This is a genomic window from Streptosporangium sp. NPDC002607 (genome assembly GCF_053592655.1).
On the sequence record NZ_JBSFWD010000024.1, the window covers coordinates 1 to 24,450 of the forward strand.

At 70.2% G+C, this 24,450-nt stretch carries 19 protein-coding genes; 5 read left to right on the forward strand and 14 right to left on the reverse strand.

Annotated elements, in window-relative coordinates:
* The 6 genes from ACWD3H_RS25465 to ACWD3H_RS25490 all read right to left on the reverse strand — a co-directional run.
* Positions 1-323: hydantoinase B/oxoprolinase family protein (locus tag ACWD3H_RS25465; protein ID WP_451956759.1), on the reverse strand; the 323-nt coding region annotated here is incomplete at its 3' end.
* The gene (locus ACWD3H_RS25470) at positions 320-2,377 is read right to left on the reverse strand and encodes a hydantoinase/oxoprolinase family protein (protein ID WP_355622792.1); all 2,058 of its coding nucleotides are present in this window, start codon (positions 2,375-2,377) and stop codon (positions 320-322) included. The genes ACWD3H_RS25470 and ACWD3H_RS25465, both read right to left, overlap by 4 nt.
* 8 nt (positions 2,378-2,385) lie before the next feature.
* Positions 2,386-4,398, reverse strand: coding sequence for a dipeptide ABC transporter ATP-binding protein (locus tag ACWD3H_RS25475; RefSeq protein ID WP_355553174.1), 2,013 nt, complete (start codon positions 4,396-4,398; stop codon positions 2,386-2,388).
* A 6-nt stretch (positions 4,399-4,404) separates the two neighbouring features.
* Positions 4,405-5,256 carry an ABC transporter permease gene (locus ACWD3H_RS25480; RefSeq protein ID WP_350956746.1) on the reverse strand — a complete coding sequence of 284 codons (852 nt, stop codon included), beginning with the start codon at positions 5,254-5,256 and terminating at the stop codon, positions 4,405-4,407.
* Positions 5,256-6,266, reverse strand: coding sequence for an ABC transporter permease (locus tag ACWD3H_RS25485; protein ID WP_355622785.1), 1,011 nt, complete (start codon positions 6,264-6,266; stop codon positions 5,256-5,258). The genes ACWD3H_RS25480 and ACWD3H_RS25485 overlap by 1 nt, the downstream gene beginning before the upstream one ends.
* 3 nt (positions 6,267-6,269) lie before the next feature.
* A complete protein-coding gene (locus tag ACWD3H_RS25490; protein ID WP_451956760.1) occupies positions 6,270-7,946 on the reverse strand; it encodes an ABC transporter substrate-binding protein in 1,677 nt (558 codons plus the stop codon).
* A 350-nt stretch (positions 7,947-8,296) separates the two neighbouring features.
* Between ACWD3H_RS25490 and ACWD3H_RS25495 the strand changes: the two genes are divergently transcribed.
* A complete protein-coding gene (locus ACWD3H_RS25495) occupies positions 8,297-8,530 on the forward strand; it encodes a type II toxin-antitoxin system CcdA family antitoxin (RefSeq protein WP_451956761.1) in 234 nt (77 codons plus the stop codon).
* Positions 8,531-8,730: 200 nt separating this feature from the next.
* Positions 8,731-9,852 (forward strand): transposase domain-containing protein, encoded by a 1,122-nt coding sequence (locus ACWD3H_RS25500; protein ID WP_451956762.1) that lies wholly within the window; start codon positions 8,731-8,733, stop codon positions 9,850-9,852.
* On the opposite strand, the gene ACWD3H_RS25505 is transcribed toward ACWD3H_RS25500, so the two are convergent.
* From ACWD3H_RS25505 to ACWD3H_RS25540, 8 genes are all read right to left on the reverse strand, one after another.
* Positions 9,849-10,544, reverse strand: coding sequence for a hypothetical protein (locus ACWD3H_RS25505; protein WP_451956763.1), 696 nt, complete (start codon positions 10,542-10,544; stop codon positions 9,849-9,851). The two genes, ACWD3H_RS25500 and ACWD3H_RS25505, sit on opposite strands and share 4 nt — an antisense overlap.
* A 602-nt stretch (positions 10,545-11,146) precedes the next feature.
* Positions 11,147-12,643 carry an L-arabinose isomerase gene (araA, locus tag ACWD3H_RS25510; protein WP_355553152.1) on the reverse strand — a complete coding sequence of 499 codons (1,497 nt, stop codon included), beginning with the start codon at positions 12,641-12,643 and terminating at the stop codon, positions 11,147-11,149.
* A complete protein-coding gene (locus tag ACWD3H_RS25515) occupies positions 12,640-13,308 on the reverse strand; it encodes an L-ribulose-5-phosphate 4-epimerase (protein ID WP_451956764.1) in 669 nt (222 codons plus the stop codon). The genes araA and ACWD3H_RS25515 overlap by 4 nt, the downstream gene beginning before the upstream one ends.
* A 34-nt stretch (positions 13,309-13,342) precedes the next feature.
* Positions 13,343-15,019 carry a ribulokinase gene (gene araB, locus ACWD3H_RS25520; protein WP_451956765.1) on the reverse strand — a complete coding sequence of 559 codons (1,677 nt, stop codon included), beginning with the start codon at positions 15,017-15,019 and terminating at the stop codon, positions 13,343-13,345.
* Between the two features lie 52 nt (positions 15,020-15,071).
* Positions 15,072-16,058: a galactofuranose ABC transporter, permease protein YjfF gene (gene yjfF, locus ACWD3H_RS25525; protein WP_355553143.1), complete on the reverse strand. Its 987-nt coding sequence runs from the start codon at positions 16,056-16,058 to the stop codon at positions 15,072-15,074.
* On the reverse strand, positions 16,055-17,104 hold the full coding sequence (locus tag ACWD3H_RS25530; protein WP_451956766.1) for an ABC transporter permease: 1,050 nt from the start codon (positions 17,102-17,104) through the stop codon (positions 16,055-16,057). The genes yjfF and ACWD3H_RS25530 overlap by 4 nt, the downstream gene beginning before the upstream one ends.
* Complete coding sequence (locus tag ACWD3H_RS25535; protein ID WP_451956767.1) at positions 17,101-18,618, reverse strand: sugar ABC transporter ATP-binding protein; 1,518 nt, start codon at positions 18,616-18,618, stop codon at positions 17,101-17,103. Before ACWD3H_RS25535 ends, ACWD3H_RS25530 begins: the two co-directional genes overlap by 4 nt.
* A 242-nt stretch (positions 18,619-18,860) precedes the next feature.
* Positions 18,861-19,850 (reverse strand): LacI family DNA-binding transcriptional regulator, encoded by a 990-nt coding sequence (locus ACWD3H_RS25540; protein ID WP_451956865.1) that lies wholly within the window; start codon positions 19,848-19,850, stop codon positions 18,861-18,863.
* A 538-nt stretch (positions 19,851-20,388) separates the two neighbouring features.
* Between ACWD3H_RS25540 and chvE the strand changes: the two genes are divergently transcribed.
* The 3 genes from chvE to mmsB all read left to right on the forward strand — a co-directional run bounded on the left by chvE (position 20,389) and on the right by mmsB (position 24,384).
* The gene (gene chvE, locus ACWD3H_RS25545; protein ID WP_350915129.1) at positions 20,389-21,525 is read left to right on the forward strand and encodes a multiple monosaccharide ABC transporter substrate-binding protein; all 1,137 of its coding nucleotides are present in this window, start codon (positions 20,389-20,391) and stop codon (positions 21,523-21,525) included.
* Positions 21,526-21,599: 74 nt separating this feature from the next.
* Positions 21,600-23,129 (forward strand): multiple monosaccharide ABC transporter ATP-binding protein, encoded by a 1,530-nt coding sequence (gene mmsA, locus ACWD3H_RS25550; protein WP_451956768.1) that lies wholly within the window; start codon positions 21,600-21,602, stop codon positions 23,127-23,129.
* Between the two features lie 7 nt (positions 23,130-23,136).
* The gene (gene mmsB / locus ACWD3H_RS25555; protein ID WP_350956768.1) at positions 23,137-24,384 is read left to right on the forward strand and encodes a multiple monosaccharide ABC transporter permease; all 1,248 of its coding nucleotides are present in this window, start codon (positions 23,137-23,139) and stop codon (positions 24,382-24,384) included.
* The last annotated feature ends 66 nt before the right edge of the window (positions 24,385-24,450 follow it).

Here is a 24,450-nt window from a genome sequence, read left to right on the forward strand (position 1 = left end):
TCATAGGCGTGCGCCGCGTTCCAGTACGGATAGTTCAGCAGCACCACATCACCCGGACGCAGGTTCTCCCGCCCCACGTACTCCACCCCCTTGCGCAGGGAGAAGTCGTTGGCGCCGAGGAAGAAGGTGAGCCCGGTGGCCTCGGCGATCAGCCGCAGGTCGGCGTCGTACATCGACATGCCGAAGTCGTGGACCTCGTAGATGACCGGGTTGAACGACGTGCGGATCAGCGTGGCCCGCATCTCCTCCGCCGCGGCGAGCAGGTAGCTGCGCACCACCTCGGCGGTCGCCCCGTCAAGGGTCTCGCCCAGTCGCTCGGTCACGACGCCACCTCCACAAGCCTGACCAGCAGGTAACCGTGCTCGTCGACCTCGACCCGCTGCCCCGAGGGGACCACGGTGGTCGAGGTGCCCTCGTCGATGAGGGCGGGTCCGTCGAACGCGTCGCCCGGCTCCAGCAGCGCGCGGTCGTAGACGGCGAACGACGCCGTGGCCCGGGTGCCGAAGTCGTAGGCGTCCCTGCGGGCGAACAGTGCCCGGCCCGCGTCGCCGTCGCCCGGCGGGCGCACCACCAACTCCGGCCGGTCGGTGCGGCCGATGCCGCGCACCCGCAGGTTGAGGATCTGCAGCCGGTTGTCCATGGCATGGCCGTAGCGCGCCACGTGGGTCTCCTCGAACGCCCGCCTGATCGCGTCCCGGTCGAGGTCGCGGCCCGCGGTGACGATGAGCGAGTGCTCCTGCCCCAGGTAGCGCAGCTCGAACTGGCGCTCAAGGACCATGCGCCCGGCCGCGACCCGCTGCGCCTCCAGGGAGTCGACGGCCTCGGCCTCGATGCCCTTGAAGATCGTCTCCAGCTCGTCGAGATCGGCGTCGTCCAGAGTGGCCATCACCGTACGGGAGAAGTCGTCGACGATGTCGGCGCTGAGCATGCCCCAGGCGGAGAACCCGGACGGCGCGAACGGCACGATGACCTCGCCGATGCCCATCTCCGCCGCGAGCAGCGGGGCGAGCAGCGGTCCGGCACCGCCGAACGCGAGCAGCGAGAAGCCCCGGGGGTCGTGCCCCCGCTCGACGGTGATCTGCCGGACCGCGCCGACGGTCTTGGCCAGCAGCACGTCGAAGACGCCCGCCGCGGCGGCCTCCGTGCTCAGCCCCAGGGGCCGGGCCACCTGCTCGTCGAGCGCCGCGCGAGCGGCGTCGGCGTGCAGGTCCATGGTCCCGGCCAGGAAACGGCCCGGGTCCACGTAGCCGAGGACCACCGCCGCGTCGGTGACAGTGGGGCGGGTGCCGCCCCGGCCGTAACACACCGGGCCGGGGTCGGCACCCGCACTGTGCGGACCCACCTTGAGCAATCCCCTCTCCAACCACGCGATCGAGCCCCCTCCGGCCCCTATCGTGCGGATGTCGTAAGTGGGGATCAGCAGCGGGAAGTGCTCCAGCTGCGCCTCGTAGGCGGCCACCGGGGACCCGTGCTCGATCACGCACGCGTCCAGCGAGGTGCCGCCGATGTCGAAGGTGAGCAGGTCCCGGCGGCCGAGGGCGGCGGCGAGGTGCGCCGCGCCGACGATGCCGCCCGCCGGGCCCGACAGCACCGTGTGCGTCGGGGAGGTCTTGGCCACGGAGGACGTCATGGAACCGCCGCCGGACCTCATGATCAGGAACTGCCCGCCGAACCCGCGCTCGGCCAGCCCGTGCTCCAGCCGGTCGACGTACCTCTCGAAGATCGGCCGGATGTAGGCGTCGAGGACCGTCGTGCTGGTCCGCTCGTACTCGCGGTACTCCCTGACGATGTCGGTGGAGAGCGAGACCGTCACGTCCGGGTACGCCTCGCGGATGATCCGGGCGGCCTGGCGCTCGTGGGAGGGGTCGAGGAAGGAGTGCAGGAAGCAGACGGCGATCGACACCACGCCCTCCTCCTCGACCAGGACCCGGGCCGCCTCCCTGACGCCCTCGGCGTCGAGCTCCTCGACCACGCGGCCCCGGTGGTCGAGCCGTCCACGCACCCCCGCGGTGTGACGGCGCCGCACGAGGCTCTCGGGGCGCTCGTACTGGAAGTCGTACATGTGGTCGGCGGGCACGTTGCCCCGGCCGATCAGGAAGATGTCGCGGAAGCCGTCGTTGGTGATGATCCCCGTCGGCTCACCGCGCCGTTCCAGGACCGCGTTGAGGCCCAGGGTGGTGCCGTGGATGAACAGCTCCACCTCCGACAGGTCGGTACCGAGCGCGGTGACCGCGTCGAGCACGCCCTCCCAGGGGCGGGCCGGGGTGGTCGAGGCCTTCCTGAAACGCACCTCATGAGTGCGGGTGTTCAGCTCCATCGCGTCGACGAAGGTGCCGCCGATGTCGACGGCCAGACGGATGTGCTTCGGGTCGGGCATTGAGGGTGTCACCTTTCGATCAGCGCGGGGATCTCGGCGGCGCGGTGGCAGGCGACCAGGCTCGCGTCGTACGGGCGGAGTTCCTGCTCCTGCTCTCCGCATTCGTCTGTCGCGAAGGGGCAGCGCGGCGCGAGGGCGCAGCCCCCGGCGGCGTCCGCCTCCTCCAGATCCTTGGTCAACTCGACCTGCGGGCCGCCGTAACCGACGCCGAGGCTGGGGGCACTGGACAGCAGCGCCCTGGTGTAGGGGTGCCCGGGATTGCCGAAGACCTCTTCCACCGGCCCCTCCTCGACGATCCGTCCCAGGTAGAGCACCACGACGCGGTCGCAGAACCCCCGCACGGTGGCCAGGTCGTGGGAGATGAAGACCGAGCCACGCGAGCTGTCGCCGCTCACCTCGGCGATCACCTTCAGGATCTGCGCCTGTACCGTGACGTCAAGCGCCGAGGTCGGCTCATCGAAGACGATCAGGTCGGGTTCACCGACGAGCGCGCGGGCGATGCCGACGCGCTGCGCCTGCCCGCCGGACAGCTCGTGCGGGCGCCGCTCCAGGATCGACGGGTCCAGTTCCATCCGCTCCAGGGCGCGGGCGACGCGCGAGGCGCGCTCCGCGGCGGGCACCCCGGCGGCGCGCAGCGGCTCACCGATCGCGTCCTGCACGGTCCGCCGGGGACTGAGCGACCCGATCGGGTCCTGGAAGACCAGCTGGGCGCGGGTACGCAGCCGGCGCAGCCGGGCGCCGCGCAGCTCGGACAGGGCGTGACCGGCCACCTCGACCCTGCCTTGCGAGGGCTGCACCAGGCCGAGCATCAGCCTGGCCAGGGTGCTCTTACCGCAGCCGCTCTCCCCGACGACACCCAGCCGCTCGCCCGCGGCGACGCTGAGGCTGACCCCGCGCAGCGCGTGGTGCCCCCCGCCGCCGAAGCGGCTGCGGTAGACGACGTGCGCGTCCTCGATGCGCAGCACGCTCTCCTTCGCACCGGGCGAGGTGGCCGTACCGGCGGACGGGACCGTTCCCGCGGGCGGGATCTCCGCGGGGACCGGCGGCTCGGCGGGGTCGTCGAGTGGGCCCGAGCGGGGGTGGAAGCAGGCGGCGCTCCAGTCCAGGGCCAGGGGCCCGGCGACGGGCAGGTCCGCCGTGCACAGCTGCGTCGCGTGCGCGCAGCGCGGCGCGAACGGGCAGGATGACGGCGCCTCGGTCAGCAGCGGCATCGCGCCGGGGGTCGCGGTCACCGGGCGCCCGTCGATGTCGGGCACCGAGCGCAGCAGCGCCCGCGTGTAGGGGTGGGCGGGCTCGTGGAGCACCTGCGGGCCGGGACCGCTCTCCACCACCGTCCCCGCGTAGAGCACCACGACGCGGTCGCAGACCTCCGCGATCGACGCCAGGTCGTGGGAGATCAGCAGCACACCGCGCCGCTCCGCGTTCGCGGCGAGCCGGAACCGGTTGAGGATCTCCCGGGTGAGCGTGACGTCCAGCCCGGTGGTGGGCTCGTCGGCGATCAGCAGGCCGGGCGCGCACCCGGTGGCCAGCGAGATCATGACGCGCTGCGCCATGCCGCCGGAGAGCTCGTGCGGGTAGGCGTCCAGGCGGCGCCTCGGGCTGCGGATGCCGACCGACTCGAACAGCTCGGCGGCGACCTCCCTGGCCGGAGCCGGGGCCAGCGACCGGTGGGTGACCAGCCGGTCGACGAGCTGGCGGCCGACGGTACGGGTGGGGCTGAGCGCGCCGCGCGGGTTCTGGAAGCAGATCGCGGCGCCGTGCCCGCGGAAGGCCTCCAGCTCGGCGGCGTCCATCGTCAGCACGTCGGCGCCGTCGAACATGACCCGTCCGGTCGTCTGGGAGCCGCCGGGCAGCAGGCCCACGATCGAGCGGGCCACCATGCTCTTGCCGCCGCCGCTCTCACCGACCAGGCCGACCACCTCGCCCGGCTCGACGCTCAGGTTCACCCCGCTCAGCGCGGCGACCCGGCGTCCCGGCCGCCGGATCACGACGGAGAGGTCCTCGATCGACAGGAGTGTCATCGTCTGTCACCTCCTTGTGGAGTCGGCACGTTCCTGCAGGCCCTCACCGAGGAGGCTGAAGCCCAGGACGCAGATCAGCAGGAAGAGGCCGGGCGGGACCGAGGTCCACCACCGGCCCGCGACGACGTCACCGGAACCGAGGCTGATCATGGCGCCCCACTCCGCGGTGGGCAGCGGCACGCCGAGTCCCAGGAAGGACAGCCCGGCCAGCGTGAGCATGGCCCAGCCGCAGTTCAGCGGGGCGATGACACGCACCGGCGTCAGGCTGTTGGGCAGTACGTGCCGCCAGAGCACCCCCCAGAAGGAGGAGCCGGAGGTGCGGGACGCCTCCACGAAGGGCAGCTCCCTGATGGAGCGCACCTCGGCGCGGACCAGCCGGGCGTAGGCGGGCGCGTTCACCAGGGCGATGACCGCGATCAGGTTCGCCGTGCCGCCACCGAGCAGCGCGGCCACCGCCAGGGCCAGGATGAAGGTGGGGAACGCCTGGAAGACGTCGAGCACCCGCATCAGCACGTCGTCGGCCCAGCCTCCCCGGTATCCGGCGACCAGGCCGACGAGGCTGCCCGCGACCACGGCCAGGGCGACCGCGGCGACGGCGATGCCGACGTCGAGCCGGGCGGCGTGCAGGACCCGGCTCCACACGTCCATGCCGTTGAGGTCGGTGCCCAGCAGGTGCGCGCCACCCGGCGGAGCGAGGGAGGCGAGGGGGTCGATCTCCTCGGGCCCCCAGGAGCTCAGCAGCGGCGCGAACAGGACGGCCACCGCGACCACGGCCAGGATGGCGGAGCCCACCGTGATCAGGGACGACGCGAAGCGACGGTCCGCGCCCGCCTCCCGGGCTCGTGGCGCTTCGGCCATCAGATCCTCACTCTCGGGTCGAGGATCGCGTGGACGACGTCGGCGATGAGGAAGACCACCACGTAGAACAGCGCGATCACGAGCACCGACGCCTGAACCACCGGGTAGTCCCGGTAGAGCAGGCCGCGCAGCGCCCACTGCCCGAAGCCCTGCCAGGAGAAGACGTACTCCACGAGGACCGTCGAGCCGATGGAGAAGCCGAACACCAGGGCCGCCAGCGCGGGAAGCCGCACCAGCGTGGCCCGCACCAGGTAGCCGCGGAGCAGCAGCCGGTCCTTCAGGCCGTGCGCGGCGGCGGCCGTGTACGCCTCGGAGGCCAGTACCTCAAGCGCGGAGGCCCGGACGCTGCGCAGCAGCGGCGCGACGATGACGATGACCAGCGTGGCCACCGGCAGCGCGAGGTGCTCCAGCGCGGAGACGAACGCGGGGCCGTTGGCGGTCAGCGCCGCGTCGAGCAGGTCGGCACCGGTGATCAGGTTCAGCTCGGTGTCGGGATCCACCCGGCCGCTGGGTGCCGGGAACCAGCCCAGCACGCTGTAGCCCACCAGGACCAGCACCAGGCCGAGCCAGAACTCCGGTACCGAGTTGCCGATGAGCGCCGCGACGCGGACCGTGTGGTCGCCGAACCGGCCCGCGTGCCTGGCCGACCAGATGCCGAGCACCACCGCCAGCACCAGCGCCACGGCCAGCGCGATCACCACGAGTTCCATGGTCGGCCCCACCCGCAGGGCCATCTCCGAGCCCACCGGGGCACCGCTCTGGATGGAGGTGCCGAAGTCACCGGTGAACAGTCCCCCGACGTAGTCGAGGAACTGCTGCCACAGGGGCCGGTCCAGCCCGAACCTGGCCCGCGCCGCGGCGGCGTCCGCCTCCGTGGCGTTGGGGCCGAGGATGGTACGGATCGGGTCACCCGGCAGGACCCTGACGAGCAGGAAGGTCAGCACGACCACCCCGAGGAGCACCGGGACGAGCTGGAGCAGCCGCCTGAGGACGAACCGGAGGATGCGCATGGATCAGGAGGAGGTGCTCAGGTAGCGCAGCCGGGCCAGGCCGTCCATCGGCTGGACCCATCCCGCCACCTCTTCCCGGACGGGGAGGTTGAAGTTGGGCTGGCAGATGACGACCCATGGCACGTCCTCGGCCAGGATCTCCTGCACGCGCTGCCAGAGCGCGGCACGCTCGGCCGCGTCGACGACGGTGTGGGACTCCTCGAAGATCTTCTCGATCTCGGGGTTGACGTAGTTGGAGTAGTTGAGGCTGGCGCCCTTGGTGAAGCTGGTGCCGAGCATGTACTCCACGTCGTTGACCCAGAGCTGGCCCAGGGTGATCTGCAGGGGGATGTTCTTCTTCGCCCTGCGCTCGCCGAGCGTGGCGGGGTCGAGCGGGGTGAGCTTCAGCTCGATGCCGGCCTTCCTGGCCTCGCTCTGTACGAGCACGGCGATCTGCTGCTGCTCCTCGCTGTCGGTCTGGAAGACCAGCTCGGAGGTGATCGAGGTCTTGCCCGCCGCGGCCAGCGCCTCCTTGGCCTTGGCGACGTCGTAGGCGTAGGGGTAGCCGGTCTCGGAGTAGCCGGGCATGTCCAGCGGGACGACGCTCTTGGCCGCCCGTGCGTCGCCACCGTAGACGTTGGCGATGATCTGCTCGTACGGCACCGCGTGGGCGAGCGCCCTGCGCACCGCGGGGTCGTCGAAGGGGGCGGTGGTCACCGACATCTGGATGGCGAGCTGGTTGTTGCTCGGCGCGGAGATGACCTTGATGCCCTTCGTGGACTTGAGGTCCTTGATGTCGCGCTGGCCGATGCCGAAGGCGACGTCGATGTCGCCGTTCTGCAGTTGCAGGCGCTGGTTGGCGGCCGCGGGCACCACGCTCAGCCTGATCTCGGAGCTCTTGGCGCCGTCGGTGCCCGGGTAGCCGGCGTTGGCGGTGAGCACGATCTCCTGGCCCTGGACCGCCTTCTCCACGTTGAAGTAGCCGCCGGTCGGGGGGTTCTTGGCGAACCACTCCTTGGCCCAGGGGTCGGCGTCGGTGGCGTGCTTCTTCGCCTCCTCGGAGTCGAAGACGTACAGCGAGATGGCCTGGATCTGCCGGGTCAGCGCGCTGGGGAAGGCCTGGGTGAACGTCACCGTGTAGTCGTCGACCACCTCGACCTGGTCGGCCTTGGTGAGCCCGATCAGCCGGTAGACGCCGGCCACGTTGGCCTTCGCGGCGAACGCGCGGTCCTTGGACCACTTGACGTCCTTGGCGGTCATCTCGTTGCCGCTGGCGAACTTGACGCCCTTGCGCAGCTTGAGGGTCCAGACCTTGTTGTCGGCGTCGGGCTCGAAGGACTCGGCGAAGGTGGGGGCGATGGCCTCGGTGTCGAGGATCTGGCCGTCGCCGACCGAGGTGACCCCGTAGTCGACCATGTAGGGGAAGACGTTCTTGTAGAGCATCAGGGCGGTCAGGTCGAACCCGACGAAGTCCTGGTCCCAGCTGCTCAGGTAGCTGCTCACCGCGATCCGCAGCTTCGAGGCGCCCGGGGCCCCGCCGGGGGCGGTGCTCGCCGCGGGCGCGGTGGATCCGCCGCCCCCCGTGGTGCCGGCGGCGCATCCGGTCGCCAGGAGGAGGGCGACCCCGCTGCCGAGCTGCAGGACCGAGCGGCGGGACAGCGCCGGGGATCCCGGACCGTTGGGACGAGAGAAGCCGGGCACGGCAGTCCTCCAGGGGGCCACAGGGGATAGGCCGCGAGGGAGACGGTCCACCCGACCTACATGTGGCATTTGTTCTATCAGACCTGAGTTTGGTGAACAAGTGACCAATGTCTGTTCACGAACGAGGCCAATGCCCAGAGAAGCACCAGGACAGCATAAAGATCATGCCCAACAGTCATGTTCACTGAATTTCACAAGACTGTCGCCCATATGTGACCGGCACCCCGTACCGTATCGGCAGAATCGCCTCCGCCCGGCGGACCGACCCACCCCGAAGCGACGACAGGACCACTTTCCGCCTGACACCTCGACCAGCGGAAAAGATCTTAGTGCGGTACTACCGTGTCACCATGGCCGCGAAGGAAACCATCGGCGTGACCGTCGATCACGATCTGCTCGATCACGCCAGGCAGCGGGGCGGCACCGGCTCACCGTCCGCCTACGTCAACGAGGCCCTCACCCTGGAAGTCCGGCGAGAGCGCCGGCGCCGCGCACTCTGGAACACGAAGGCCGCTGACGCCGACCCCGATCGCGTGGCCCGCATGATGGCCCATGTCGAGAGCCAGGGCGAGCGCGACCGGTGACCGGCCCCACCTTCCGGACACGAGCCTCCTGACGGACAGCCCTGCACTCTCCCGCGACACCACCACCCGGCGGCCTCGGCCACCCTCCCGACACTCACCCGGTGCGCATTTTTTGGGCGGATTTAAGCGCATTTGTATGGAAATAAAGCATTTGACCGCCTATGGCTTGACAGTTAATCCCCACGGGAATGACTACGTGGGTGAAGACTGAGCCGGTCCATGGGCGGCTGGCCGATCATCTGTCGATCGGGATCCTCACCTCCGCCTTCCCCGTACCGCTCCTCGACGAGGTCGTGCTGGCCAGCGGCTGCGCCGACCAGCGGCGGCGGGCACTGCCCGCCCGCCTGACGATCTACTACGTGCTGGCCCTGTGCATGTTCCCGGACCGGAACTACGACGAGATCATGCGCCTGCTGCTGAACGGCCTGTCGTGGCGTTCGCACTGGGCCAAGAGCTGGGAGCCGCCCAGCGTGTCGGCGATCAGCCGGGCCCGCACGCGGCTCGGCGCGGAACCGCTGCGGGTGCTGTTCCGCCGGGTGGCCGGGCCGCTGCCGGAGCCCGGGGCCGCCGGGTCGTGGCTGGCCGGACTGCGGCCGGTGTCGCTGGACGGCACCGCGCTGACCATCCCCGAGACCCGCGACAACGCGGCGTTCGGCTACCCGGACGAGAGTGCCCGCCTGCCGTGCGTACGGGTGGTGGCCGTGGTCGACGGCGGGACGCACGCGCTGATCGACGCGACCATCGGCGGTTCGGGGGCGGATCGGCAGGCGCTCGCACCGAGGCTGCTGCGCCGTCTGGAGCCCGGCGTGCTGCTGCTCGCCGGCCCGGGGGCGAGAGGGGCCGAGCTGTGGCGGCAGGCGGCGGGGACCGGCACGCACCTGCTGTGGCGGACCGGCGGAGCGGGCGGGTTCCCCGTGGCGCGCCGCCTCGGCGACGGGTCGTTCCTGTCCAGGCCGCCCGGCTGGGCGGACGCCTTGCTGCGGGTCATCCCGCTGCCCGGTGCGGAACGGCTGATCACCACGCTGCTCGACCCGGGAAGGGCTCCGGCGCCGGAGCTGGTGGCGCGGTACGCGGAGCGCTGGGTCATGGACCGCGCGCTGGCCTGGCTGCGATCCGACCGGAGCGGCGCGGTGCTCACGCTGCGCTCCCGGACCCCCGAGACGGTGGCCCAGGAGATCTGGGCGCTGCTCTGCGTCTACCAGGCGGTACGGGCCCTGACCTGCCGGGGAACCGATCGCGCGCGGGGGTGGCCCGCCTCCCGGGTGCGTACCGGAAGGCGGACCGAGGATGTGTCGGGAGCGGGATCGCTCGGGATCGCCTAGGGGGTGGTGAGGTACAGCTTCTGGTCGAAGACACCGGAGTTGGCGACGGTCTCCCCCATGAGCTGGAAGGTGGCGGTGTAGCTGGCCGTGCCGGGGCACAGGATGCTGCCGCTGTCCTTGGTGAGGGCGTAGTTGGTGGCCTTGGCCTGGGCCTGGGCGATCGCTGTTTTCGGACGGCTGGCGTTGTCGGGGTTGAAGGCGTCCAGGGCGATGCTGTTACCGGCGCCGGAGCCCCGGTAGACACAGCTGATGGTGCCGAACCAGCCGGTGGACACCGAGGAGACCTTGACGCCCAGCAGGGTCACGATGCCGTCGCGCCCGGGGGTCACCTTGTTGTAGACGACGGTGCCGCCGTTCCAGGAGAGCCCTACCGGGGACACGGTGGAGGAGCCTCCGGCACTGTTCGGGCACGCCGGGCCGGGAGTGTTGCTGAAGTTGAAGACCGAGACGTTCAGCGCGGTGCCGTCCGACTGGACCGTCCCGTCGATGTTGCCCGTGTTGCAGGTGGCGGTGGCGAGCGTGGTCGAGACCGACACCGGATCGATGAGCGTGGCCCGGATCTTGCCCGAATAGGGGAGGCCCGTGTCGGTGTCCCGGTGGATCGTGGTGCCGGCCGCCGAGGCGGGAAGCGGGGCGAGAACGAGTGCCGTCATGGCGACGGCGGCGGCGGCGAGGTTTCGGATACGTTTCATCGGCCACTCCCTTGTAATGTGCTGGACATCGTGAGGGTAGATAGCCGCATATTCACCGTCAATATCAATCACCCAAACACCGCGATCGGACTTCGATATCACCTCCTAAGTCAATTGAAGCATTGTTGACATAAGCGCTTCGCCATTGAATGAATCGACCGGTGAGTCGGCCGGGATTCCCGCGGAGGAAAGCAGTCCGATCGGCCGCCGGACTCCCGCACCAACACCTGCCCCCCATCTGAGCAGCGTGTGAGCCCCTGGACAGCGGAGTCGGCGGTAATTCGGGCGCCCAAGCGCTTCTCTCAACCGTTCTCCCGATCGAGCGTGCCGCGACGGCCGGAGACGAAATACAGGGGAAAACGGTCCACCCCGTCGGCCGCGCTTGAATCGGACGCCCCTTTGCCCGCTCCCCGCCGCTGTCGCCATCCGAAAACAAACGCGACGGCCCCGCGTCTGGAAATACGCAGTCGCCCACAGTTCTGTCGAGCGTTTTGTGTGTTCGGATGACAAGTGGAGTCCGCGAGTCCCGGGGTGTGTCCCCGCACGGCGGCACGAGGGCCCCGCCGATCGGCGGGGCCCGTCTGTCAGCGGGACCCGTCGGGTCAGAAGCCCTGGGCCAGGCGGTAGTAGGCCTGGTTCCAGCGGATCTCCTTGGCGAACTGGCGGGGGGTGGTGTCGGCGTCGATGACCAGCAGCTCGACGCCGAGCATGTCGGCGAGGTCGGTGAGCTCCTCGCCGGTCAGCGCGGACGACAGGACCGTGTGGTGCGGTCCTCCGGCGGTGAGCCACGCCTCGGCGGAGGTGCTCAGGTTCGGGCGGGGCCGCCACACCGCGCGGGCGACGGGCAGGTTGGGCAGCGGCTCGGCCGGGGTGACCACGTCGATCTCGTTGGCGACCAGCCGGAACCGCTCCCCCATGTCCGACAGACCGATCACCACCGCCGGTCCGGGTTCGGCGTCGAAGACCAGCCGGACGGGGTCCTCGCGCCCGCCGATGCCCAGCGGGTGGATCTCGCACGAGGGCACCCCGGCGGCGATCGTCGGGCAGACCTCCAGCATGTGCGCGCCCAGGATGACCTCCTGGCCCGGGGCCAGATGGTAGGTGTAGTCCTCCATGAAGGAGGTGCCGCCGGCAAGGCCGGTCGCCATCGTCTTCAGGGTGCGCAACAGCACCGAGGTCTTCCAGTCGCCCTCCCCGCCGAAGCCGTAGCCGTCGCCCATCAGCCGCTGCACCGCCAGCCCCGGCAACTGCCGCAGGCCCCCGAGGTCCTCGAAGTTGGTGGTGAACGCGCCGAAGCCCCCCTCGGTGAGGAAGTGGCGCAGTCCCAGCTCGATGCGGGCGGCATACCGCAGGGACTCGTGGCGCTCGCCCCCGGCCCGCAGCTCGGGGGCGACCTTGTAGGTGTCCTCGTACTCGGCGACCAGGGTGTCCACCTCGGAGTCCGCCGCCGCGTCGACCACGGCGACCAGGTCGTTGACGCCGTAGGTGTTGACCGAGACGCCGAAGCGCAGCTGCGCCTCCACCTTGTCGCCCTCGGTGACCGCCACGTCGCGCATGTTGTCGCCGAAGCGGGCCAGCCGCAGCGAGCCGACCTCCGCGCGCCCGGCCGCGGCCCGCGCCCACGCGCCGATGCGCGCGGCCACCGCCGGGTCGCTCACGTGCCCGGCGACGGTCTTGCGCGCCACGCCCAGCCGGGACTGGATGTAGCCGAACTCGCGGTCGCCGTGGGCCGCCTGGTTGAGGTTCATGAAGTCCATGTCGATGGAGCTCCACGGCAGCGCCACGTTGGCCTGGGTGTGCAGGTGCAACAGCGGCGTGCGCAGCGCGTCCAGCCCGGCGATCCACATCTTGGCCGGGGAGAAGGTGTGCATCCAGGCGATCACCCCGATGCAGGCGTCCGAGGCGTTCGCCTCCAGGCAGACCCTGCGGATCGACGCGGCGTCGGTGAGCACCGGCTTCCACACCAGCCGGAACGCCAGCGACTCGCCGAGTCGCTCGGCGATCCGCCGGGACTGCCCGGCCACCTGGGCCAGCGTCTCCTCTCCGTACAGGCCCTGGCTTCCGGTGAGGAACCAGATCTCACGCTCGTGGAGGATCAACGCGGACTCCTTTGCCCGTAGACGTTCTGGTAGCGGTCGTACAAACTGTCGACGGCGGGCCTCGGGATCGGCAGCGGGTCGCCCAGCTGGCGGGCCACGTGCACGGTGCGCGCGACGTCCTCGCACATCACCGCGGCCTTGACCGCGGCGCGGGCGTCCGCGCCGATGGTGAAGACGCCGTGGTTGCGCATCAGGATCGCCGGGGAGCGGTGTCCCTCCAGGGTGGCGACGATTCCCTTGCCGATGTCGTCCCCGCCGATCAGCGCGAACGGCCCCACCGGGATCTCCCCGCCGAACTCGTCCGCCATGGCCGTCAGCACGCACGGGATCGCCTCGCCCCGCGCCGCCCAGGCGGAGGCGTACGTGGAGTGGGTGTGCACCACCCCGCCGACCCGCGGCATCGCCCGGTAGACGTACGCGTGCGCGGCGGTGTCGCTGGACGGCGACAGCTCGCCCTCGACCGGCTCGCCGTCCAGGTCGCAGACCACCATCGACTCCGGGGCCAGGTCGTCGTACGAGACCCCGGACGGCTTGATGACGAACAGGTCCTCGCCCGGCACCCGCCCCGAGATGTTGCCCGCGGTCCAGGCGACGAGGTTGTAGCGGACCAGTTCGTCGTGGAGCCGGCAGACCGTCTCGCGCAGCTTCCTGACGACGGCGCTCATCCGGCTCCCCCGGTCGTATGGTCCTCTCGCTGGGTCACGCGTCCTCCTTCTTCTCTGATGTGCTCGCCTCGTTACGCAGGGCCCGCAGGCCGTGCAGCATCTCCCCGTCGGCGAAGTGGTCGTGCAGGCGGCGGTAGTCGGCGTACAGCCGGTCGTAGGCGTCGGCGCGCCCCGCGTCGGGCAGGTGGACAGCCTCGGCGCGCCTGCCCATCGCGGCCGAGGCCGCGGTGATGTCCGGGTAGGCCCCGGCTGCGACCGCGGCGTGGATGGCCGACCCCAGGGCGCATCCCTGCTCCGAGCCGATCACCGAGATCGGGCGGCGCAGCACGTCGGCGTAGACCTGCATCAGGAACCGGTTCTTGATCAGGCCGCCCGCGGCGACGAACTCGGTCACCGGCACCCCGGAGTCCTCGAAGGTCTCCACGATCACGCGGGCGCCGAACGCGGTGGCCTCGATCAGCGCCCGGTAGGTGTCCTCGGGTCTCGTCGCGAGGGTCTGGCCGACGAGTACGGCCGAGAGGTCGTGGTCGACCAGCACTGAGCGGTTGCCGTTGTGCCAGTCGAGTGCCACCAGGCCGTGCTGCCCGACGCTCTGCGCGGCGGCGAGTTCGGTGAGGTACTCGTGCGCGGTGAGCCCGCGCCGTTCGGCCTCCCGCTCGTAGGAGCCGGGCACCGAGGTCTCCACGAACCAGCCGAAGATGTCGCCGACACCCGACTGGCCCGCCTCGTATCCCCACAGTCCCGGCACGATCCCGTCGCGCACCACACCGCACATGCCGGGCACCTCCGCCAGCGTGTCGGACGGCATGATGTGGCAGGTGGAGGTGCCCATGATGGCGACCATCTGACCGGGCCGTACGGCGTCGGCGGCGGCGGCCGTGACGTGGGCGTCCACGTTGCCGACCGAGATCGCCACCCCCTCGGGCAGTCCGGTCCAGGCCGCGGCGCGGGCGTCCAGCCGGCCCGCGAGACCGCCGAGGGGCGACAGCTCCTGACCGAGCTTGGCGGTGAAACCGGCGAAGGCCGGGTTGAGCTCGGCCAGGAACTCCGCCGAGGGGTAGCCGTCGCCGGTGTGGATGGCCTTGTACCCGGCGGTGCACACGTTGCGGGTCTCCACGCCGGTGAGCTGCCAGACGATCCAGTCGGCGGCCTCGATCCAGCGCTCGGCGCGGCCGTAGACCTCCGGGTCCTCCTCCAGGACCTGCAGGCCCTTGGCGAACGCCCACTCCGCGGAGATCTTCCCGCCGTAGCGGGGCAGCCACGACTCCTTCCTGCGGGCGGCGACGGCGTTGATCCGGTCGGCGTGCGGCTGCGCGGCGTGGTGCTTCCACAGCTTCGGCCACGCGTGCGGGCGCTCCGCGAGCCCGTCGACCTCGCAGAGCGGGGTGCCGTCCGCGGTGGCGGGCAGTACGGTGCAGGCGGTGAAGTCGGTGCCCAGGCCGATGACCCGTGACGGGGAGATCCCGGCCGCCGCCACCGCCCCGGGCACCGCCACGCGCAGCACCTGCCGCCAGTCCTCGGGCGACTGCAACGCCCAGTCGGGGCCCAGCCGCACGGCACTGCCGGGCAGCCGTTCCTCGATCACCCGGTGTGCGTACTCGTGCACGGCCGTGCCGACCTCGGCACCGTCGCTCACCCGCACCACCACGGCGCGGCCGGACAGCGTGCCGAAGTCGACACCGACCACGTAGCGGTCATTGTTAGCGTTCACACAATCTCCAGGACCTCGACGGGGTAGGGCTCCCGCGCGGGAGCCGGGGGGTTCAGGTGCGCCGCGCCGCACCGAGGCGTTGCAGCAGGATGAAGGCGAAGAGCAGCAGGCCGATGAAGATCTTGGTCCACCAGGAGCTGAGGGTCCCCTCGAAGCTGATGATCGTCTGGATCAGCCCGAGGACGAGCACGCCGAGCACGGTGCCGAGCAGGTAGCCGTACCCTCCGGTCAGCAGCGTGCCGCCGATCACGACCGCGGCGATCGCGTCCAGCTCCATGCCGACCGCGTGCAGCCCGTAGCCCGACAGCATGTAGAAGGAGAGCAGCACGCCGCCCAGCGCGGAGCAGAATCCGCTGATCGTGTAGACCGCGATCTTCGTCCTGGCCACCGGCAGGCCCATGAGCAGCGCCGACTGCTCGCTGCCGCCGGTCGCGTAGACGTTGCGGCCCAGCCGGGTGTAGTGCAGCACGTACGCCCCGGCGAGGATCACCACGACGGCGACGAGCACGCTCGGCGAGACGAACGCGCCGCCCGGCAGGTCGATCCTGGCCTGGGCGAGGCCGGTGTACGTCGGGTCGGTGATCGAGATCGAGTCGGTGCCGATGGTGTAGCAGAGCCCCCTGGCCAGGAACATGCCGGCCAGCGTCACGATGAAGGGCTGGATGTCGAAGTAGTGGATCACGCAGCCCATGGCGAGGCCGAGCACCGCGCCGACCGCCAGCACCAGCGGGATCACCAGCGCGGGCGGCCAGCCCCCGTCCGTCACCAGGCTCGCCGAGATCATCGTGGCGAGCGCGACCACCGCCCCCACCGACAGGTCGATGCCGCCGGTGAGGATCACGAACGTCATGCCGACCGCCACGACCAGCAGGAACGCGTTGTCTATGAAGACGTTGAGCACCACCTGCCCGGACGCGAAGCCCTCGTAGCGGATACCGCCGGCCACGAACATCGCGAGGAACAGCCCGCCGGTCACCAGGACCGGCAGGTACTTGCGGGGGATCGACCGGTTCGGCGAAAGCACGCCCAGGCTGGTCATATGGCGACCCTCACCTTCGTGTCGGCGCCCGAGGAGGCGGGTGGAGCGCCGCGTCGTGAGCGGTGGAACACCTTCTCCCTGAAGGTCGGTGACTGCAGCAGGCAGACCAGGGTGACGACGAGCGCCTTGAAGAGCAGTGTCGTCTCCGGCGGCACGCCGATCGAGTAGATCGTGGTGGTCAGCGTCTGGATGATGAGCGCGCCGAGCACGGTGCCGCCGAGCGAGAACCGGCCGCCCGCGAGCGAGGTGCCGCCGATCACGACCGCAAGGATCGCGTCGAGCTCGATCCAGAGCCCGGCGTTGTTGCCGTCGGCGCTGGACACGTTGGAGCTGATCATCAGCCCCGCGATGCCGGCGCACAGGCCGCAGAACGCGTAGACCACGATGATCAGGCCCCGGGAGCGGATGCCCGCCAGGCGGCTGGCCTCGGCGTTCCCGCCGACCGACTCGATGAGCAGGCCGAGGGCGAGGCGCCGGGTGAGGAAGGCGGTCACCGCGAGCACGACCAGCACGAGCAGGATGCAGAAGGGCACGGTGAGCCAGTAGCCGCCGCCCACCAGCTTGTACGGCACGCTGTTGACAGTGATGATCTGGCCGTCGGTGACCAGCTGGGCCAGCCCCCGCCCGGCGACCATCAGGATCAGCGTCGCGATGATCGGCTGGATGCCGATCCCGGCGACCAGGAACCCGTTCCACACCCCCAGCACCAGGGAGAGCACCAGCGCCAGGCCGATCGCCGCGAGGACGCCGCCCACCGCGTTCTGGTTGTCCAGCTCGCTGATCCGCAGGCAGGCGAGCGCCCCGGAGATGGCCACCATCGATCCCACGGACAGGTCGATGCCGCCGGTGGCGATGACGAGTGTCATGCCGACCGCCACCAGGATCAGCGGCGCGCCGAAGCGGATGATGTCGATGAGGCTGCCGTAGAGGTGGCCGTCCTTCATCTGCACCGACAGGAAGCCGTCGGTGAACGCGACGTTGGTCGCCAGCAGCAGGACGAGAACGAGCACCGGCCACAGCAGGCGGTGCCTGGCGAGACGGTTCATGGGCGGGCTCCGCTGGCGATCGTCTCCATGAGGACGTCGACCGTGAGGTCGTCGTCGTTGGGCAGCTGCGCCACCAGGTGCCGGTCGCGCAGCACGCCGACCCGGTGGCTGAGACGGAGCACCTCCTCCAGCTCGGCGGAGATGAACAGCACGGCCATGCCCCCGTCGGACAGGGAGACGACCAGGCGCTGGATCTCGGCCTTGGCCCCGACGTCGATACCGCGGGTCGGCTCGTCCAGGATGAGCAGCCGTGGCTCGACGATGAGCCAGCGGGCCAGCAGCACCTTCTGCTGGTTGCCGCCGCTGAGGTTGCGCACGAGCTGTTCGGGATTGGGAGGGTTGATCCGCAGCGCGCCGATGTACTTCTCCACCAGCTCGTCCTGGCGGCGGCGCGGTATGGGCCTGGCCCAGCCGCGCGCCGCCGCCAGGGCCAGCACGATGTTCTCCCGTACGGTGAGGTCGGCGATCAGGCCCTCGGTCCGCCGGTTCTCCGGGCAGAAGGCGACTCCCCTGGCGGTCGCGGCGCGCGGGGTGCGCAGCGAGACCGGCGTACCGTCGATCGCCACCTCCCCGGTTCCCGCGTGGTCCGCGCCGAAGAGCAGGCGGGCGATCTCGGTGCGGCCGGAGCCGAGCAGCCCGGCCAGGCCCACCACCTCGCCCTGGCGGATGGAGAGCGTGAACGGCTGCACGGCCCCCGCCCTGCCGAGCTCCCTCGCCTCGATGACCACGTCGCCGGTCCGCGCCAGGTCCTTGGGCTTCTCGTCGAGCCGTGCCAGGTCGGCGAGCTCATTGCCGATCATCTTGCCGACCAGCTCGACCTGGCTCAGCTCGGCGGTGAGGTACTCGCCGACCAGCCGGCCGTTGCGCAGGATCGTCATCCGGTCGGCGATCTCGTAGACCTGGTCGAGGAAGTGCGAGACGAACATGATGGCGATCCCCTCGTCCTTGAGCCGCCGCATCACCTCGAACAGCTGCGCGACCTCCCCCGCGTCCAGGCTGGAGGTCGGCTCGTCGAGGATGAGCACGTTCGCGGAGATGTCGACGGCCCGCGCGATCGCCACCATCTGCTGCACGGCCGGCGAGTACGAGGACAGCGGCGCCGAGACGTCCAGGTCGAGGTCGAGCCTGGCGAGCAGCTCGGCCGCGCGCCGCCGCGTCTCCCCCCACCGGATGCGGCCGAAGCGGCGCGGCTCGCGCCCGATGAAGATGTTCTCGGCCACCGAGAGGTTCGCGCAGAGGTTGAGCTCCTGGTAGACCGTGCTGATCCCGGCCCGCTGCGCCGCCAGGGGCCCGGCGAAGGCGACCGGCGCGCCGGCCAGCTCGATCTCGCCCGCGTCGACGTCGTACACGCCGGTGAGCACCTTGATGAGCGTCGACTTCCCCGCGCCGTTCTCTCCCATCAGCGCGTGCACCTCCCCCGGCAGGAGTCTGAAGTCCACGCCGGTCAGCGCCTTGACGCCGGGGAACTCCTTGCTGATCCCGATCATCCGCAGGATCGGGTCGGGTGCGGCCATGCGACTCCCTTTCCTCCCAGGAGACGGGCCGCCCGCGAGGCGGCCCGCCGGGTCAGTTGCGGCGGGTGGGCGGCGCCGTTCCGGCCCGCTCCCGCGTGAGGATCGTCTTCGTACGGGCCGGCATCCGCCGGGCCGCCGCGACCTGCTCGACCGGGTCCGCCGGCCGGGCGTCCGGTGTCGGTGGGGTTCGCTGGGACTCGTCTGGCCGTTAACGCTAACATCAACGGGCGGTCTTGTTCGCGTCACGCGTGGACCGGTGCGGTGCTGGCCCTGGCCACGAACCCCGGCGGAACGACGTGCCGCTCGTGGGACCATTCCGCGCCCGCCTCCATCTGCCTGAGCAGCAGTTCGATGCTCCATCTCCCGACCGCCCCGAAGTCCTGCCTGACCGTGGTGAGCGGCGGGGTGAAGAACTCCGACTCCGGGATGTCGTCGAACCCCACGATGCTGATCTGCTCGGGCACCCGCACTCCCAGCTCGGCGAAGGCCCGCAGCGCACCGAGCGCCATCTGGTCGTTGGCGACGAACACCGCGGTGACACCCGGCACCGCCGCCAGGCGCAGACCCGCCTGGTAGCCGGAGCGCGGGCTCCAGTCACCGGGCAGCGGTTCGGGGATCGGACGGCCCGCGGAGACCAGCACGTCACGCCAGCCCTCGATCCGTCCCTCGACCTCCAGCCAGTCCGGCGGGCCGCCGATGTGCCAGACGGTCTCGTGGCCGAGGTCGAGCAGGTGCCTGGTGGCCAGCCGGGCACCGTGGACCTGGTCGACGCTGACCACCGACACGTCGCCGGAGTGGCCGCCCTCGACGGCCACCACGGGGATGTCGGTGGGCACGTCGGCCAGCGCGGGGGCGGCCGAGCGCTGCGGCGCGACCACCACGATGCCGTCGACGCCCTGCTCGGCCAGGTAGCCGAGCGCGTCGCGCACCCCCGCGGTGTCGATGGTCTTGAGGCTGACCATGCTGACGAAGTAACCCGCCGACCTGGCGGCCTGCTCGATGCCGTACACGGTGCTCGCCGGCCCGTACAGGGTCGTGTCGAAACTGACCACGCCGAGGGTGCGGGTATGCCTCGTGACCAGGGCGCGGGCCACCATGTTGCGCCGGTAGCCGAGCTCGTGGATCGCCGCCAGCACCCGGGCGCGGGTCTCGGCACGGACGTTGGGGTGATCGTTGAGCACGCGCGAGACCGTCTGGTGCGACACGCCGGCCTTCGTGGCGACATCCGCCATCACCGGCGGGCGGCGCTCGTGGCTCGGGCTCACGGTCGGCTCCTTCTGGTGGCTTGGCACAGACTGTGAGCGCTAACAACACCTCGCGTCAAGCACCCGCCACATTGCAGTCTGGTTACACGGGAACCATTCGTTAACGCCTACTTGACGGCACCGTCATCACGCCCTTAACTGTCCCATACCCCCGTTGTTAACGCTCACATCTCCTCCGGGAAGGTCTTCATGACGCGAGGACTCCTGACCGCCCGGGGGTTGACAGCCGACCGACTCAGGCATTTGATGTCTCGTCACACAGCCGGCCGGATCTCCGCGGAGTCCCGCGCCGTCGTTGTGAACGCTCACAAAATGCTCACGGACCTGCTCACGGACGGTGGAGCGAGCCGGGTCACGGCTCGCTCCCGCATCGCCGCGGGCACGGCCCCGAAGGAACGCGCCCCGGCGGCGGCACGCGCCGCCCGCTCCCGGGACGCGCCGCCTCCCACCTCTCCCGCGGCCCTCCCCCCGGCCAGGACCCGGACCCCCACACTGGAGGTATTCGATGAAGTTCGCGAAGCTGGTCACCTTCTCGGTGAGCCTGGCTCTCGCCATGGGAGTGACGGCCTGTGGCTCAAGCGTCAAGACCGTCGACCAGGGCGCGTCGGAGGCCGCCTCCGCGGCGCCCGCCGACACCCTGGTCGGCGTCACGATGCCGACCAAGTCCTCCGAGCGCTGGATCCACGACGGTGACAACGTCAAGAGCGCCCTGGAGAAGCTGGGCTACCAGGTCGACCTGCAGTACGCGGAGAACGACATCCCCACGCAGGTCAACCAGATCGAGAACCAGATCACCAAGGGCGCCAAGCTGCTGATCATCGCCTCGATCGACGGCACCGCCATCACCACGCAGCTCCAGCAGGCGGCCGACAAGAAGATCCCGGTGATCGCCTACGACCGGCTCATCCGCAACTCGCCGAACGTCGACTACTACGCCACCTTCGACAACTTCAAGGTGGGCGTGCAGCAGGCGACCTCGCTCCTGGTCGGCCTGAAGCTGAAGAAGGAGGACGGCTCCGACGGCGACGCCAAGGGCCCGTTCAACATCGAGATCTTCGCCGGCTCGCCGGACGACAACAACGCCACCTTCTTCTACAACGGCGCGATGGAGACCCTGAAGCCGTACATCGACTCCGGCACCCTGGTCGTCAAGAGCGGCCAGACCGACTTCAAGACCGTCGCGATCCTGCGCTGGGACCCGGCCACCGCGCAGAAGCGGATGGAGGACCTGATCACCAAGTCCTACTCCGGCGACACCTTGGTCGACGGCGTGCTCTCCCCGTACGACGGTCTGTCCATCGGCATCCTGTCGGCGCTGAAGAGCAGCGGCTACGGCACCGCCGGCCAGCCGTACCCGATCGTGACCGGCCAGGACGGCGAGGTCGCCTCGGTCAAGTCGATCATCGCGGGTGAGCAGTACGCGACGATCTACAAGGACACCCGCGAGCTGGCCGCCGTCACCGTCGAGATGGCCGACGCGGTGCTCAAGGGCGGCAAGCCCGAGGTGAACAACACCGAGGACTACGACAACGGCAACAAGGTCGTCCCGTCCAACCTGCTGGAGCCCGTGATCGTCTACAAGGACAACTACAAGAAGGTCCTCGTCGACTCCGGCTACTACACCGAAGACCAGCTCAAGTAGGAGCACCGGCGCCACCCCCGCGGGCGTCCGCGGGGGTGGCGGGGCTCCCCGAGGACGCCGAGGAGGCGGGCGGCATGACCGACGACATACTCCGGATGCGCGGGATCACCAAGACGTTCCCGGGCGTCAAAGCCCTGCAGGACGTCAACCTGGCGGTACGCAGGGGCGAGATACACGCGATCTGCGGGGAGAACGGCGCCGGGAAGTCGACGCTGATGAAGGTCCTGTCCGGCGTGTACCCGCACGGTTCGTACGACGGCGAGATCTTCTTCGACGGCGAGCCGTGCCGCTTCTCCGACATCAGGGACAGCGAGAAGCACGGCATCGTGATCATTCACCAGGAGCTGGCGCTCAGCCCGTACCTGTCGATCGCCGAGAACATCTTCCTCGGCAACGAGCGGACCAGCCGCGGCCTGATCGACTGGAACCGGACCAACGCCGAGGCCGCCGAGCTGCTGGAGCGGGTCGGGCTGCGTGAGAACCCGGTGACGCGCTCGATGGACATCGGGGTCGGCAAGCAGCAGCTGGTGGAGATCGCCAAAGCGCTGTCCAAGCAGGTCAGACTGCTCATCCTCGACGAGCCGACCGCCTCGCTCAACGACGAGGACTCGGCGCACCTGCTCGACCTGCTGCGCGGGCTGCGCGAGGAGGGCATCACCTCGGTGATCATCTCGCACAAGCTGAACGAGATCCAGGCCGTCGCCGACTCCACCACGATCCTGCGTGACGGCCGGACGATCGAGACCCTGGACATGCGGGGCGACCAGGTCACCGAGGAGCGCATCATCGCCGGCATGGTGGGCCGCGACCTCGAACACCGCTTCCCGCCGCACGAGCCGAGGATCGGTGAGGAGGCGCTGCGGATCGAGGACTGGACGGTGCACAGCCCCAGCCAGCACGACCGCGTCGTCGTCTCCGGCGCCAACCTGACGCTGCGCCGCGGCGAGATCGTCGGCCTGGCCGGCCTGATGGGCGCCGGCCGCACCGAGTTGGCGATGAGCGTGTTCGGCCGGAGTTACGGGGTCGGCATCTCCGGCCGCGTCTACAAGAACGGCGGGGAGATCCAGCTCCGCACCGTCGGCGAGGCGATCGGCCACGGGCTCGCGTACGCCACCGAGGACCGCAAGCGGTACGGCCTCAACCTGATCGACGACATCAAGCGGAACGTGTCGGCCGCCGCGCTGGGGAAGCTGGCCAGGCGCGGCTGGGTCGACGACAACAAGGAGTACCAGGTCGCCGACGGCTTCCGGGAGAGCATGAACATCAAGGCCCCCAGCGTGCTGTCGGTCACCGGGAAGCTCAGCGGCGGCAACCAGCAGAAGGTGGTGCTGTCGAAGTGGATCTTCACCGACGCCGACGTGCTGATCCTCGACGAGCCCACCCGCGGCATCGACGTGGGCGCCAAGTACGAGATCTACTCGATCATCAACCAGCTCGCCGACCAGGGCAAGGCCATCCTGGTCATCTCCTCGGAGCTCCCCGAACTGCTCGGCGTCTGCGACCGCATCTACGCCATGTCCGCCGGCCGCATCACCGGTGAGGTCCCCCGGGCCGAGGCCACCCCGGAACGGCTCATGCAGCTCATGACCAAGGAAAAGGAGTAAGGGCACGATGGAGGTCCCGACCCGTGAGACAGCGCCACCGAGCGGCGGCCTTCCGGTGGTCCCCGCGAAGACGCCCGCCGGCCGCCTCTCCGTCAACCTGCGGCAGAGCGGCATCTACATCGCCTTCGCGCTGATCATCGTGCTGTTCTCCATCCTGACCGACGGAGAGCTGCTCAGCCCGCAGAACATCTCCAACATCATGGTGCAGAACTCCTACGTTCTGATCCTGGCCATCGGCATGATCCTGATCATCATCGCCGGTCACATCGACCTCTCCGTGGGCTCGGTGGTGGGACTCACCGGCGCGATCGCGGCGGTGCTGATGGTCGACATGGACGTGGCCTGGCCGCTGGCGATCCTGATCACGCTGGTCGCGGGTGCGCTGATCGGGGCCTGGCAGGGCTACTGGATCGCCTACTTCGGCATACCGGCGTTCATCGTGACCCTGGCCGGAATGCTGGTCTTCAGGGCGCTGACCCTGACCGTGCTCGGCAACCAGGGCATCGGCCCCTTCCCCGACGAGGTGCGGACCCTCGCCAACGGTTTCGTGCCCGGCTTCTTCGGCAACATCGGCCTCGGCCCGCTCGGCGGCGCCGACCTGCTGACGCTGCTCGTCGGCCTGGCCGCGGTGGCCGGGATCGCCGGCACCCAGTGGCGGGCCCGCCAGGCACGGCTCGGCTACCGGCAGAAGGTCGACGCGCTGCCCCTGTTCCTGCTGAAGATCGGCGCCGCCGCCGCGGTGGTGATGGTGGTCATCGTGCAGCTCGCCAGGTTCAAGAACCTGCCCTGGGTGCTGGTGCTGCTGGCGATCCTGGTGCTGGGCTACACGCTGCTGACCAACCGCGCGGTCTTCGGCCGCCACATCTACGCCATCGGCGGCAACCTGAACGCCGCGAGCCTGTCCGGCATCAAGGTGAAGTCCGTCACGTTCTGGATCTTCGTCAACATGGGGGTGCTCGCCGCGCTCGCCGGGATCATCTTCGCCGGGCGGCTGAACCAGGCCGGCCCGACGGCGGGCAACGGCTTCGAGCTGGACGCCATCGCGGCCGCCTTCATCGGCGGTGCCGCGGTCCAGGGCGGGGTGGGCAAGGTGGTCGGCGCCCTCACCGGCGGCCTCATCATGGCCGTGATCAACAACGGCATGTCCCTGATCGGCGCGCCCAGCGAGCGGGTCATGCTCTTCAAGGGCCTGGTCCTGCTCGCCGCCGTGGCCCTGGACGTCTGGACCAAGCGCCGGGCCGGCTCGGCCCGCTGACCCCGCTCCCCTCACGCGCCCGCGTCCGTCGCGCGGGACGGCGAGTTGCCCGGTGGCTCCCGGGTG

What these genes read in the sequence shown, in the direction of transcription:
- ACWD3H_RS25495 (WP_451956761.1), top strand. Translation starts at nt 8,297, where the DNA reads ATGGCCGCGAAGGAAACCATCGGCGTGACCGTCGATCACGATCTGCTC.
- ACWD3H_RS25535 (WP_451956767.1), bottom strand. Translation starts at nt 18,618, where the DNA reads ATGGCCGCACCCGACCCGATCCTGCGGATGATCGGGATCAGCAAGGAG.
- yjfF (WP_355553143.1), bottom strand. Translation starts at nt 16,058, where the DNA reads ATGACCAGCCTGGGCGTGCTTTCGCCGAACCGGTCGATCCCCCGCAAG.
- mmsA (WP_451956768.1), top strand. Translation starts at nt 21,600, where the DNA reads ATGACCGACGACATACTCCGGATGCGCGGGATCACCAAGACGTTCCCG.
- ACWD3H_RS25540 (WP_451956865.1), bottom strand. Translation starts at nt 19,850, where the DNA reads ATGGCGGATGTCGCCACGAAGGCCGGCGTGTCGCACCAGACGGTCTCG.
- ACWD3H_RS25475 (WP_355553174.1), bottom strand. Translation starts at nt 4,398, where the DNA reads ATGACACTCCTGTCGATCGAGGACCTCTCCGTCGTGATCCGGCGGCCG.
- mmsB (WP_350956768.1), top strand. Translation starts at nt 23,137, where the DNA reads ATGGAGGTCCCGACCCGTGAGACAGCGCCACCGAGCGGCGGCCTTCCG.
- ACWD3H_RS25505 (WP_451956763.1), bottom strand. Translation starts at nt 10,544, where the DNA reads ATGAAACGTATCCGAAACCTCGCCGCCGCCGCCGTCGCCATGACGGCA.
- chvE (WP_350915129.1), top strand. Translation starts at nt 20,389, where the DNA reads ATGAAGTTCGCGAAGCTGGTCACCTTCTCGGTGAGCCTGGCTCTCGCC.
- ACWD3H_RS25480 (WP_350956746.1), bottom strand. Translation starts at nt 5,256, where the DNA reads ATGGCCGAAGCGCCACGAGCCCGGGAGGCGGGCGCGGACCGTCGCTTC.
- ACWD3H_RS25470 (WP_355622792.1), bottom strand. Translation starts at nt 2,377, where the DNA reads ATGCCCGACCCGAAGCACATCCGTCTGGCCGTCGACATCGGCGGCACC.
- ACWD3H_RS25515 (WP_451956764.1), bottom strand. Translation starts at nt 13,308, where the DNA reads ATGAGCGCCGTCGTCAGGAAGCTGCGCGAGACGGTCTGCCGGCTCCAC.
- ACWD3H_RS25485 (WP_355622785.1), bottom strand. Translation starts at nt 6,266, where the DNA reads ATGCGCATCCTCCGGTTCGTCCTCAGGCGGCTGCTCCAGCTCGTCCCG.
- ACWD3H_RS25530 (WP_451956766.1), bottom strand. Translation starts at nt 17,104, where the DNA reads ATGAACCGTCTCGCCAGGCACCGCCTGCTGTGGCCGGTGCTCGTTCTC.